Origin of the sequence: Bacillus benzoevorans, from assembly GCF_014207535.1 — a bacterium.
Taxonomy (GTDB): domain Bacteria; phylum Bacillota; class Bacilli; order Bacillales; family Cytobacillaceae; genus Bacillus_BD; species Bacillus_BD benzoevorans.
Map to the genome: position 1 here is coordinate 1 of NZ_JACHGK010000019.1, position 11587 is coordinate 11587.

The 11587-nt window shown below is 40.8% G+C and carries 12 protein-coding genes; 7 read left to right on the forward strand and 5 right to left on the reverse strand.

Annotated features, from left to right (window positions below):
* Window positions 1-204 precede the first annotated feature (204 nt).
* Window positions 205-642 carry a hypothetical protein gene (locus HNR53_RS19010; protein WP_184529014.1) on the reverse strand — a complete coding sequence of 146 codons (438 nt, stop codon included), beginning with the start codon at window positions 640-642 and terminating at the stop codon, window positions 205-207.
* A 209-nt stretch (window positions 643-851) separates the two neighbouring features.
* On the opposite strand from HNR53_RS19010, the gene HNR53_RS19015 reads away from it, so the two are divergent.
* Complete coding sequence (locus tag HNR53_RS19015) at window positions 852-1397, forward strand: hypothetical protein (RefSeq protein ID WP_184529016.1); 546 nt, start codon at window positions 852-854, stop codon at window positions 1395-1397.
* A gap of 90 nt (window positions 1398-1487) precedes the next feature.
* Window positions 1488-1979 (forward strand): hypothetical protein, encoded by a 492-nt coding sequence (locus HNR53_RS19020; RefSeq protein ID WP_184529018.1) that lies wholly within the window; start codon window positions 1488-1490, stop codon window positions 1977-1979.
* 167 nt (window positions 1980-2146) lie between these two features.
* Here HNR53_RS19020 and HNR53_RS19025 read toward each other — a convergent pair whose 3' ends face one another.
* Entirely contained in the window at window positions 2147-2737 is a 591-nt protein-coding gene (locus tag HNR53_RS19025) for a TetR/AcrR family transcriptional regulator (RefSeq protein ID WP_184529020.1), read from the reverse strand.
* 119 nt (window positions 2738-2856) lie between these two features.
* Here HNR53_RS19025 and HNR53_RS19030 point away from each other — a divergent pair, with 119 nt between their 5' ends.
* Window positions 2857-4047, forward strand: a complete 1191-nt coding sequence (locus HNR53_RS19030; protein WP_343065360.1) for a YhgE/Pip domain-containing protein — start codon at window positions 2857-2859, stop codon at window positions 4045-4047.
* Window positions 4048-4216: 169 nt separating this feature from the next.
* On the opposite strand, the gene HNR53_RS19035 is transcribed toward HNR53_RS19030, so the two are convergent.
* Window positions 4217-4915 (reverse strand): VIT1/CCC1 transporter family protein, encoded by a 699-nt coding sequence (locus tag HNR53_RS19035; protein WP_184529022.1) that lies wholly within the window; start codon window positions 4913-4915, stop codon window positions 4217-4219.
* A 248-nt stretch (window positions 4916-5163) separates the two neighbouring features.
* On the opposite strand from HNR53_RS19035, the gene HNR53_RS19040 reads away from it, so the two are divergent.
* Window positions 5164-5568, forward strand: a complete 405-nt coding sequence (locus HNR53_RS19040; protein ID WP_184529024.1) for a DUF1259 domain-containing protein — start codon at window positions 5164-5166, stop codon at window positions 5566-5568.
* 85 nt (window positions 5569-5653) lie between these two features.
* On the opposite strand, the gene HNR53_RS19045 is transcribed toward HNR53_RS19040, so the two are convergent.
* Window positions 5654-6829 carry a glycosyltransferase family 4 protein gene (locus HNR53_RS19045; RefSeq protein ID WP_184529026.1) on the reverse strand — a complete coding sequence of 392 codons (1176 nt, stop codon included), beginning with the start codon at window positions 6827-6829 and terminating at the stop codon, window positions 5654-5656.
* A 370-nt stretch (window positions 6830-7199) separates the two neighbouring features.
* Window positions 7200-8309 carry a polysaccharide pyruvyl transferase CsaB gene (gene csaB / locus HNR53_RS19050; protein ID WP_184529028.1) on the reverse strand — a complete coding sequence of 370 codons (1110 nt, stop codon included), beginning with the start codon at window positions 8307-8309 and terminating at the stop codon, window positions 7200-7202.
* Window positions 8310-8690: 381 nt separating this feature from the next.
* On the opposite strand from csaB, the gene HNR53_RS19055 reads away from it, so the two are divergent.
* From HNR53_RS19055 to pssE, 3 genes are read left to right on the forward strand one after another with little or no spacing between them, the layout of a single operon-like run.
* A complete protein-coding gene (locus tag HNR53_RS19055; protein ID WP_246439691.1) occupies window positions 8691-9806 on the forward strand; it encodes a glycosyltransferase in 1116 nt (371 codons plus the stop codon).
* Between the two features lie 5 nt (window positions 9807-9811).
* Window positions 9812-10297, forward strand: coding sequence for a PssD/Cps14F family polysaccharide biosynthesis glycosyltransferase (pssD, locus tag HNR53_RS19060; protein ID WP_184529030.1), 486 nt, complete (start codon window positions 9812-9814; stop codon window positions 10295-10297).
* A gap of 5 nt (window positions 10298-10302) precedes the next feature.
* Window positions 10303-10773 carry a PssE/Cps14G family polysaccharide biosynthesis glycosyltransferase gene (gene pssE / locus HNR53_RS19065; protein WP_343065361.1) on the forward strand — a complete coding sequence of 157 codons (471 nt, stop codon included), beginning with the start codon at window positions 10303-10305 and terminating at the stop codon, window positions 10771-10773.
* Window positions 10774-11587 lie beyond the last annotated feature (814 nt).

The window sequence follows — 11587 nt, forward strand, 5'->3', positions numbered from 1 at the left end:
GATAGATGGAGCGCGGAATGCAGGGAAACTTGCACGTTCCGTGCGGAGCAGGGGAAAAGCCGGAGATTGCATCAAACGCTTACCTATTGCTGACGTTGTTGAGAAAAAGACCGTCTTTTTGACGGCCTTTTGTAAGATCAAAAATAAAATTTTTACAACCCAAGGACAATAGGACTGCTTTCCGTCCTTCATAGGTGTTGTTGATTAATAGGCTTTCGCATCATTACGCTTATATTCCAATAGTTCAAATTTTGTATCTCCTAAGTCTCCGTCATTATCATTACCTGGAACTCTTGGTGTAAATTTAAAAGTCATTGAATCAAATTTGACTCCAGCTTCTTTATTATCGGGGTCTTGTATTATAATGACAGTTGTTAGTTCGTACCATCTTTTTTTCTCATCATTTTTTATAATATGCTTATCATTCTTAATTTTAAACCAACCCCACATCATTTGTTTCCCGTATTCTTTTTGAATAATGTTATCGGCTTTAATTTGGATAAAATCTAAAATCATATCATTAGGTGTTGCATAGATTTCCTGTACATTTGTATTCCCGTTTTTATTTTCTGCTGCATTCACGGAGGTAAAGGGCGTAACAAATAATATAGCGAGTAAAACCATGGATAGTGCTTTTTTCATTTCATCACCTCGATGTTAAAATTCCCTCTTTTGATAAAAAAATGTATTTTAATGATTTAAAATTCAATAAATAGTTTTTTTATTCAAGAAAAGGGCGCTTTCCAGATGTATTTGCGCTCTTTTTGCTTTGAAGGGCCATTTACTTGAAAAAGGATAATTGTAATTGAATTGGGGAAAATACCCTTAAATATAATTTAGGGATGATGCAAATGAATAAAGGGATCTCTCTTTTATTGCTTATATTTAGTATCTTAATTTGTGGGATAGATACTGATAAAGTCTGTGCAAATGAAAATGACAAACCACCATCTTACGAAGAGTTTTTTCCTGAAATAGGATATAAAACTGCTGAAGAAGCAATAAAGGAATTTGAACAACATTTTAAACAAGATTTGAAATTGCCCCTTAGAATACCACCGATAGCATTTACTCATTATTTCGGACGATTTAATAATTTAGACGGCGACACAAATGATTCTTTGGATTTAGCGTTTATAAATGAAAAATCACCGGAAAATCACTATAAAATTGATATACGTTACTTGAAAAATAAAATTACAATAAGGGATAAAGGCAATCAGAAAATCTATACACTTAAAAATGGACAGAAAGCCATCTTTATCATTGAACGAAACTCTAATATCCTTGTTTTTGAAAAAGATCATTGGCAATATATGCTTGGAATTGATAAACGGATAGCAAACAAAGTGACACCAGAAATATTAGTTGAAATCGCTAATTCAATTGATTACTAAACTAACGGATGCCATACTTCAGGAAGGAAGAATGGCTATTTTTATTGAAGTAAAGGGCGCATTAAAGAATTGCAAGGAGGGAGGAAGGCAATGAGGAAGTTTAGTATCGTAGCTATTTTATTCTTTGTTTTTATATTAAGTGGTTGTAATGGTGTAGTTACTAAAAATAAGGATGGCAGTGGAAATTTATCTGGGAACAAGCCTCCAATTGTAAATATAGAAATTGATGGTGTAAAGCATGAAACTAAACTGGGTTCATATTGTTGGGGATCTAATGGGAAAGCAGAATGTGTTGATACTGCAGGGCCAGTAGAGTTGTTGGATGATGATGAGCCTATACAAATAAAAAGTGGTGAGCAAATCACATTAACAATGGATTACACACCAAAACCTAATGAAATTCATCTTTTACAGATAAAGAATAACGATGAAATGGAAATTGAAATAAATGATCAAAAGTTTACAGCACCCGGCGAAAAGGGAATTTATTATTATTCGTACGGAGTATGGTGGATGGATGAAAAAGAAGAAAATGTATCTCATGGTGATGCGTTCTATGCATTTGTTTTAGAAGTTAAATAATTCTTATTCTGTTATCGGGCGCATAACTGCAGCAGTTATCCCGCTAATTTCCATTTTTAGGCGTGAAAATCAAGCATGATGGGCTGCTTCAGCAGTCCATTATTTCATATCTTTAATAGTTAATAGGATTGTTTGATAAAGGGTAACGAAAGGAGTAGGGGTGTTTATTACCATTTATCTCTTTTGATAAAGGAAATAATATCAATATATAGGCTGGTCATTTCTTGAGAGGTTTTATCTAAACCATTTTGAAACCATTGTTCAATTAATCCTAAAAAAGCAGACGTGATAAAGGATAAAAAGTATTCCAGTGGGACTTTTAATTTGGCATTGAAACCTTCATTTTTCTCTAAATTAATACGTACTTTTTCTGAAAAGGCATCTCTAAATCGAATATGAAAACCCGCTCTTCCATGATCACTTAAAAATATTTGTAAGATTGGTGAATGTAATTCAATAACGCTAAATAACGTATTAGCTAAATGCTCTTGTTCTTTTTCAAATGCATGAGTAAAGGAATAGCGAGATTGTAATTCATCAATATGATTACCTATCTCCGTAAATAACTGTTGCTCTATTTGATCCAGCAAATCGAATTTATCAATAAAGTGCAAATAAAATGTCCCGCGATTGATTTGTGCTATTTTCGTTATATCCCCTATCGTAATCGATTCAAACCGCTTATTCTCTAAAATTTGCAAGAATGACTTTTGAATAAGCTCTTTTGTTTTGCGATTTTTCTCTATATAAATACTCAAAAAGAATCACCTTCTTCTTAAAATACAACAACCTCTATACTTTTGTTCATTGCTTTAGGTACTCCCTGATTATAAGATAGTTACGTACCAATAAACAACATGTTGAAAATTCAGAAGGAGTGAAATCAGTGAGATTATTTAAAGAAAAATTAGCATGGTCTGCTCCCATTGCTGTTATATTGATCATCGCACTATTCTCTTTAAACCTATTTGCGCAAGGAAATCCACAAGTGAAAAATCTCCCGGTTGCCCTGATTGTAAATGATGAGGGCGAGCATGTAGACACAGTAAGGTCAGCCATTAAGCAAATGAGTAAAAGCACGGATGGAAAGGATCCTATATTAGCCTTTACAATTGAAAAAGAAAAAGATATTGAAGATTTATTTGATGATAAAAAGTACTATGCCGCTTTAGTTATTCCTAAAGGTTATAATGATACACTACAAACAGCAATGACTAACAACTCTGCTGCAACTTTGCAGGTATATATTAACCAAGGTTTTAACATGACCGGTGCAAACTTTGCGAAGACGGCTTTAAACGGTTTAATTACGCAGTTAAGTAACCAATATTCCAAAAGCTTTATTGCACAAATGCATGGGCAGCAAATTGATGCGAACCAAGCATCTGTACTTGTTAACCCGATTGTTTCTGAAGAAAAAGTATTCAATCCTATTACTGCCTCTACAGCTAATGGCAGTGCGCCAACATTAATGGCGGTTCCTGCTTGGGTAGGTGCTTTAATCGGTGGTTTCATTGTATTTTTAGCAACATCAAATATCTTTAAGAAAGAACTATTAACACGTAGACAAGCAATACATTTAATGGGCGGCCAAGTATTATTCGGCATGATTATCGCCTTATTCTCAGGCTTTACTGTTGCAACACTTGCTTCACTAGCTGGTATTAATATGCCAAGTTACTTATTAGTGGCATTCTTCGTATCGTTCGCTGCATTCTGTTTCTTCTTATTAGTATCAGCAATTACAGCATGGATTGGCAAACCAGCGATTACACTATTCATGGTGGTCATGCTATTAGGTATGGGTGTTCTTATGACACCAGAAGAAATGCTTCCAAGCTTTTTCGTACACTTTATTCGTCCATGGGTACCTCTTCGCTTTGCTTCTGAAGGGTTACGGGAGATTTTCTACTTCGGCAGCGGTCTCTACACTGGCCAATCCTTTAACATCATTTTAGGAATTGGGATTGTCAGTTTAGTAATTTACGTTCTGTCTATGTTTAAACCAGCACGTGACAAAATACAGAATAAGAATATGAACAATCTTGCGGGTGCCCAACAAAGCTAAACTGTGAAAAGCCAACCTATACGGTTGGCCTTTCACACTTATCAATGGAAAAGGAGATGAAAGCATGAGTAATAAATCGTCAAGTACAACTTGGGCAATCACTTTTCGCCCCCTGCCATTGGCAGGGGGTGTATACATATATTGTTTACCACTTATAAAAATTCAGCCATTAGGTTAGAAGTCTTGCCAGGCCAAACGCTACGGCCGCAGCCAGCCCTCCGGTAATCATCGTTTGAAAAGCACTCTTCTTCGGGGATGTTCCGGTGAACCTTCCTTTTATGTATCCAAAAATGAGCAAGGCAATGAGTGTAACAATCGCTGAAACCATTAATGCAGTTGCAGGTTTATGGAAGATAAAATACGGAAACAATGGAATTGCTCCTCCGACAATATAAGAAATGGCAATGGTAATCGCGCTGTTTCTCGCTCTTGTCGGCTCCGGCTTCTCCAATCCCAATTCAAATTTCATCATAAATTCCACCCATTTTTCAGGATTCTTTTTCATGGTTTCTGTAATCGATTTGATTTGGTCTTCTTCAAGGCCGTATTCACGGAAAATTTCGGAGACTTCTTCTTCCTCGCGCTCGGGAAGTTCTCTTATCTCGCGTTGTTCACGGGCAAATTCAGATTCGTAATGTTCTGTATCTGTCTTTCCTGCTAAGTATCCACCGAGTCCCATGGCAATGGAACCTGCTGCAATTTCAGCACTTCCGGCAGTAAGAATCAATGTGGTTGTATCCACCGCACCGGTCAAACCGGCAGCTAATGCAAATGGTACGGTTAATCCGTCTGACATCCCAATGACAACATCTCGAATGAAGTCAGATCCTGAAAAATGTTCTTCTGCATGATGCAGGTGTTGATCCATTTTATCATCTCCCTGAGTGTTACTTCCGTTTTTATTTCTTCTGTAACTATAGAATTATCTCCATTTTTAAAGCTTTTATCAATATATTTCAAGGTCCAGAATGAAAATTTTCATATTTCAATTGGAATATATTAGGGGATGTGTGAAGCCGCCCCTGCGTCCAATTGTGCGGATAACGGGAAGGGGGCTCCTTTGAACATAAAACAGTATGAGACAACATAATTTAGTAGTAAAGGGAGGGCGGTTAGATGAATAACTTTGATTCAATTTGTAAGCAATTTGCGCAAATCCTGAAAGGGAAAAGTGAAGTTAATCAAGATGGTTGTTCTGTATCGTTACACCGCGGTTTTACGGTGTTGATTCAAGGGCGCCAAAGCCGTTCAGCAGTGCCGGTTGGAGTCTCATTTGAATCAATGGATCAAAGTGGTCATGCCTTAAATATGGCTGAAATCGCTATTTTACAAGAAGAGATTCCTAGTTTTATGCATTCAATTGTGCAGCAGGGGTTGATTGTCAGTGCTTTACATAATCATTGGCTATTTACTGAACCCGAAATTTTATATATTCATATTCAATCGGTTGAGCACCCATTAACTTTTGCGAAAAAGATGGCGCACTCATTTTCATTTTTACATCGTTACCCCGTTGCTTAAGTTTTGATTTATATGACCCAGCATAAAGAAACAGGCGCATTCCCGATGAAATGCGCCGAATACCACAGCTATTGGAAGTTTTATTTTATTTCATTTGCAATGCGCTAAGATAGATTTCTTCATACTTCGCTGCAGCTGTAATGTGAGAGTATTCCTGTTCAATCTTTTCCCGCGCTTTTCTTGCCATTTCCGCGCCTCTTTCCGGATTGTCCAGCAGTTCCATGATCGCCGCTGCCATTTGCTCGGCGCTTTTTTCTTCGATTAACAGTCCGTCCACACCCGGGTTGACAATTTCTTTTAAACCGCCGACTGCACAGGCGATGAGCGGAGTGCCGGAACCCATTGCTTCCAGGGCTGAGATTGAAGTCGCTTCTTCGACACCGGCTGAATAGACGCTGGGAACAATGACAATATCCGAGAGGGCGAAATAGTCCTTCACCTTATCATGCGGCACATTGCCGAGCAGGGTCACCCGGTCCTCGATCCCATTCTCCGCCGCGATTCTTTTGATTTCAGCCATTTGAGTTCCTTCACCGGCATAAATTAACCGGGCTTTCGGATACTTCTGCAGCACAGCGGGAAACGAAAGGGCAGGGTAGATAACGCCATTTTTTGGCACAAGCCGTCTTGGAATAAACACAACCTGCTCGTCCTGGTCAACGCCGTACTGCGCGCGAAATTCCTGCCTTTTTCCTTTATCCGGCTTAAAACTATGAATATCAATAAAATTACGGATCGCTGTCGCCTCGACACCAGAAACCTCTTTAATATAATTTTTCAAGCGCTGGTCCACTGTGACAATTTTTCGCGTTCCTTTATAAGCTTTGATTTCAATGCTCTGAAACTTCTTCGCTTCCGGACTTCCCTCAATCATCGAACCTTTGCTGATCGATTCAAACGTCGCGTAGCCGTGAACCGTTGACACGACTGGAATGCCAGTCTCCAAAGCCGCTAGTGTGGAAAAAGGGTCCTGGGCGTTAATAAGACAATAGTTTTTATGTTTATTTTTCTCAATTAATTTCTGCACACAATTTTGCCGCACGTGATGTGTCCAAAGGATCCCGCGTCCCTTGCGGATTTTGTTCATCACGTAGCTCGGTCCTTGTGCATAAAGCTTGCGTACAACTGGGGCAATATTGGCAAACGAGAGGACATCGACTTCATGCCCCCGGGCTTCAAGCCCTGCCTTTAACGTCGTCACATGTGTCGACAATCCCCCAATATGCGGGTATTCATAGGCTGTAGCCAGCAAGATTTTCATAATCGTCCCTCCATTGACTGGATGTTGCTATGTATTGCAGGAGAAGTTTCCCCCTGCTGTTCTATTTGTACCTGAATGGCCTTCATTAGAGGAAAAATCAGCTCTATTTTTTAAAAAATGAAAGAATTATTACCAAAATCAGAGCTTGTTTCCTGGAAAAATAAATAATTGCACCGAAAAGTGAGGGAATCGCACTAAATTTTCATTTATTGCACCAAAACCAGACATAATTGCACCAAACTTTGGATTATTGCACCAAAACTACTGTTTATTGCACTATTTAGAATGATTACAATTAAATAAAACGGGAAATGTCCCTTCTTCGCGGTTTATAGCATGAACTAAACTAACCACAGCAGGCCGCCCCGCTTTATTTTAAAAACTTCTCCTTCAAAAGCTCCACATTCCTTAGTGCTTCCTGTTTCAGTTCAGCCGCACTGTTTAAAATGATCTCGCTGTATTTTTCCCGGTGATCCATAAGCCCGATGGCGTTGGTAATCATTTCATCCACATCAATATCCTGGAGTGCGGCGGAAAATTCCCACATATGGTTGCGTTTGAGCAGACTCTCGACCTTTTTATCGTAGCTCAGACCGATATGAGGAACGCCCATAATCGTGGAAAAAATAAGAGCATGCAGCCGCATCCCAATCGTTAACTGGCATTCGCCAATGAAATTCACATATTGGTTCGGTGAAAAATCAGTTCCTAATACATAACATTGATCCTTGTGCACCATCTGGGCGAGTACTCTTTCGGATGCCTTCGCATCATGATGTCCCTCCATCGGTACGAAAACAGGTGTCACGCCGCGGTGCTCAATTAAGGCATCAAGAATCTGCGCCATTTGCTCAAACTGCTTTACTTTTTCAAACCAAGGACGCACGGAAACGGCGACCAGATTGTCCCGGTTCTCAAGCGGCAGGCTGTCAATACACGCCGTACTTTTGCGCGGCTGGTAAGCAAAAACGATATCAGAAGTGACAACCGTTTGCGGACGGGTCACCCCGAGCCTATGCAGCAAATCCTTAGAGTATTGATCGCGGACCGTTACGAAATCGGCCATATTAGCAAAAACCTTCATTAATATTTTGCCCCATTTGGAATGGACGGGTCCAATACCCTGTGAGAAAAACATCACCTTCGTGCCGCAAAGTTTGGCAAGAAAAACGATTAATAAATAGTAAGGAAGAGGACCGAATAAAAAGCGGGTTGGGTATGTATCTTGCAACAGCCCGCCGCCGCCGCTGATTAACAAATCGGCTCCTTTAAGCGCCCCGACTTTCTTTTTAAAATCATGGCGCCAGCCCCGGTACACACTATTGACATGATGTTCTTTAGCGGTTTTATCAGGGGAAAGGGAGAATACCGTAATCTCAGGATTCTCCAACTGTTCCCGTAAATTATAGATGATTGCTTCGAGGATGGCCTCATCCCCGGTATTTCCAAGTCCGTAAAATCCTGATATGACAATTTTCAAAGAGAAGCATCCTCCTTTATAAGGAATATTTTAAACAGGCATCCAAGCCTGTAACCCTATTAATGCTTTGAATGTCAGCTAACGGCCCTCACGCTTATGGAAAATATTAGAGAAACGCGAGAACCGTCCCTGTGTTTCGCCAGGGAAGCAGGACCCCGTGTTTCGCCCCACGTTTTTGATTATGACAGAATTTGCTGGGAGAATAAATAGTTTAAGTGCTTGTTGAGCCCCTAAAAAGGGCAAATTCTGGCGATTGATAGCAAAACCTGTATATAAAAATCATTTCTTTGTTTCTATTCTACTGTAAAAGTTGGTATAATGTCTTATGTTGACGTATGAAGCGTCATTCATCGACAAATGGTTGAAGAAGGAATGGAATGAATGAAGCAACCGTTACACGATAAAAGGGTATTGGTTATTACCAATATGTATCCAACGCAAAACCATAAAAGTTTTGGCATTTTTATAAAAAATCAAGTGGAAGCTTTACGCAAAAGAGGTTTACATATCGATGTGGCGGCTATTACCAATCCCAAAAACGGGAAAGTAAATGTCATGACAAAGTACACAGCATGGGTGCTGCAAACCATCTTTTTCCTTCTCACAAAAGGAAAATCCTATGATCTGGTCCATGCCCATTATACCTTTCCCAGCGGCTATTTAGCGCTTTTGTTTAAAAAGCTCTTCGGCTGCCGTATGGTGGTGACCGCCCATGGCGGCGATATTGATAAAATGGCGCGGAAAAGTGATAGGCTTTTTCATTTAACAAAAAAAGTACTGCACGCAGCAGACCATGTCATTGCCGTCGGCGAAGAACTGCGGGAGAAGATTGTGAGTGAATTCTCCGTTCCGGATGACCAGGTTTCCGTCATTAATATGGGTGTGAACCGGGAAATATTTAAACCGTACGGGAAGCGGGCGACGAGAGATGAAATCGGAATTGGCGCGGAAGAGAAGGTCATTCTTTTTGTCGGAAATATTCTTGAACAAAAGGGATTGACTGAATTATTGGATGCGTACACAGCGATTCGCGAACCGGGACAAAGGATGACATTGCGCATCATTGGTGCGGAGAAGGATTTATTTTTCAAAAAGAAATTTGAAGAGACGATTGCCGCTAGGAATTTGCAGGAGGATGTGCAGTTTCTTGGGGTGATGGAGCAGCGGGAAATCGCGCGCTGGATGTGTGCCGCGGATTGTCTTGTCCTGCCTTCGCATATTGAGGGTTTCGGACTGGTGGCACTGGAGGCAATGGCGTGCGGGACACCGGTGGTGGGCAGTGAGACAGGCGGCTTGAAGTATTTATTGGCAGATGGTGCCGGAGTAACGGTGCCGGTGAAAAATTCACGTGAATTAGCACATTCTCTTTCATTTGTGTTATCTTCTAAGAATGAGAGAGATGTTTTAATAAAAAATGGAATGAAAAAAGCAGAGGAAAACGACCAAGAACAAATGCTCAATCGGGTAGTGGAAGTCTATTTTCCTACTGGAGGGTAGGATGCATGAAAGGCGATAGAAAAAGAAGAAAAAAGGTTTTGTTCATCTCATCATTGGGCGGGCATTTGACGCAGCTTTTGCAATTAAAGCCGCTTTTTGCTGAGTATGACTATCATATTATTACGGAAAAATCGATTATTACAGAGGATTTAAGCCAGCAGTATCAGATGTCATTTTTGATGTATGGGGCGCGGAATTATTTGTTTCGTTACTTTTTTAAGTTTACGTATAATATTTTTAAATCGCTGTATTATTTTTTTCGCGAGAGGCCGGATGTGATTGTGACGACTGGCGCTCATACAGCTGTGCCGATGTGTTATATTGCGAAGCTGTTTGGACGGAAGGTTGTCTTTATTGAGAGCTTTGCGAAAACGTCGACCCCGACGATATCGGGGAAGCTTGTCTATCCTATTGCCGATTTGTTTATTATCCAATGGGAGGAAATGAGAAAGCATTATCCTAAGGCAGTCTATGGAGGGTCTATCTATTGATATTTGTGGTATTGGGAACGCATGAACTTCCGTTTGATCGTTTGCTGAAGGAAATAGACAAGCTAATTTTGGCAGGGAAGATTCAGGAAGAGGTGCTTGTGCAGGCAGGTCATACGAAATACCGTTCGGAGCGGATGAAGTATTTTGATTTTACGACCTATGAGCATATGGCAGAGCTTTACCGGGATGCCAGCGTGATTATTACCCACGGCGGAACGGGATCGATTACGATGGGGATGAAGATGGGCAAGAAGGTGATTGCCGTCCCGCGCTTGGTGAAATACGGCGAGCATAATGACGATCACCAGCTGGAAATCGTGAAGCAGTTCTATCAGACGGGGCATATTCTCTACTGGAATGAGCCGATGGAGCTGTGGGAGGTCATGGAGCAGCTGGAAAGCTTCGCGCCAAAGCCGTTCCATAGCGGAAACAAGAAAATCCTCTCCATTCTCCGCGACTTTATTGACTCGATTTGAATAAATGTTTGGCAAAAGGAGCCCTTGATGATGCGGGGGCTCCTTGTTTGTGCTTTGGGTGATACAGACTGGTTCATGAGGCGCAAACTGTCCCGGCTTTCTCTCTGAATTTGTCTGAGAGGGGCGTGAATGCTGCCCAGTCACTCGGTCTTCCTACTTAAGGAATTAAAAAGCGCCCGTGATTCGGACAACCTCAGAGGAAACCAAGCGGAAGTTGTACAAAAGAAGGCGTCAAAAGGACAGGAAGAGGCGGAAGCCCGGAAAAACTGTCTAATAGAAGGCGTCAAAAGGACAGGAAGAGACAGGAACTTGTAAAAGCTGTCTAATAGAAGGCTTCAAAAGGACAGGAAGAGGCGGTAACTCGTAAAATCTGTCTAATAGAAGGCGTCAAAAGGACAGGATGACTCAGGAACTCGTAAAAACTGTCTAATAGAAGGCGTCAAAAGGACAGGAAGAGGCGGAAGCCCAGAAAAACTGTCCAATAGAAGGCGTCAAAAGGACAGGATGACTCAGGAACTCGTAAAAACTGTCTAATAGAAGGCGTCAAAAGGACAGGAAGAGGCGGAAGCCCGGAAAAACTGTCTAATAGAAGGCGTCAAAAGGACAGGATGACTCGGGAACTCGTAAAATCTGTCTAATAGAGGGCGTCAAAAGGACAGGATGAGACAGGAACTTGTAAAAGCTGTCTAATAGAAGGCGTCAAAAGGACAGGATGACTCAGGAACTCGTAAAAACTGTCTAATAGAAGGCGTCAAAAGGACAAGAAGAGGCGGTAACCCAGAAAATCTGTCTAATAGAAGGCTTCAAAAGGACA

Coding starts and splice junctions, on each gene's coding strand:
- HNR53_RS19020 (WP_184529018.1), top strand. CDS start 1,488: ATGAGGAAGTTTAGTATCGTAGCTATTTTATTCTTTGTTTTTATATTA.
- HNR53_RS19055 (WP_246439691.1), top strand. CDS start 8,691: ATGAAGCAACCGTTACACGATAAAAGGGTATTGGTTATTACCAATATG.
- HNR53_RS19035 (WP_184529022.1), bottom strand. CDS start 4,915: ATGGATCAACACCTGCATCATGCAGAAGAACATTTTTCAGGATCTGAC.
- pssD (WP_184529030.1), top strand. CDS start 9,812: ATGAAAGGCGATAGAAAAAGAAGAAAAAAGGTTTTGTTCATCTCATCA.
- HNR53_RS19045 (WP_184529026.1), bottom strand. CDS start 6,829: ATGAAAATCTTGCTGGCTACAGCCTATGAATACCCGCATATTGGGGGA.
- HNR53_RS19010 (WP_184529014.1), bottom strand. CDS start 642: ATGAAAAAAGCACTATCCATGGTTTTACTCGCTATATTATTTGTTACG.
- HNR53_RS19040 (WP_184529024.1), top strand. CDS start 5,164: ATGAATAACTTTGATTCAATTTGTAAGCAATTTGCGCAAATCCTGAAA.
- HNR53_RS19015 (WP_184529016.1), top strand. CDS start 852: ATGAATAAAGGGATCTCTCTTTTATTGCTTATATTTAGTATCTTAATT.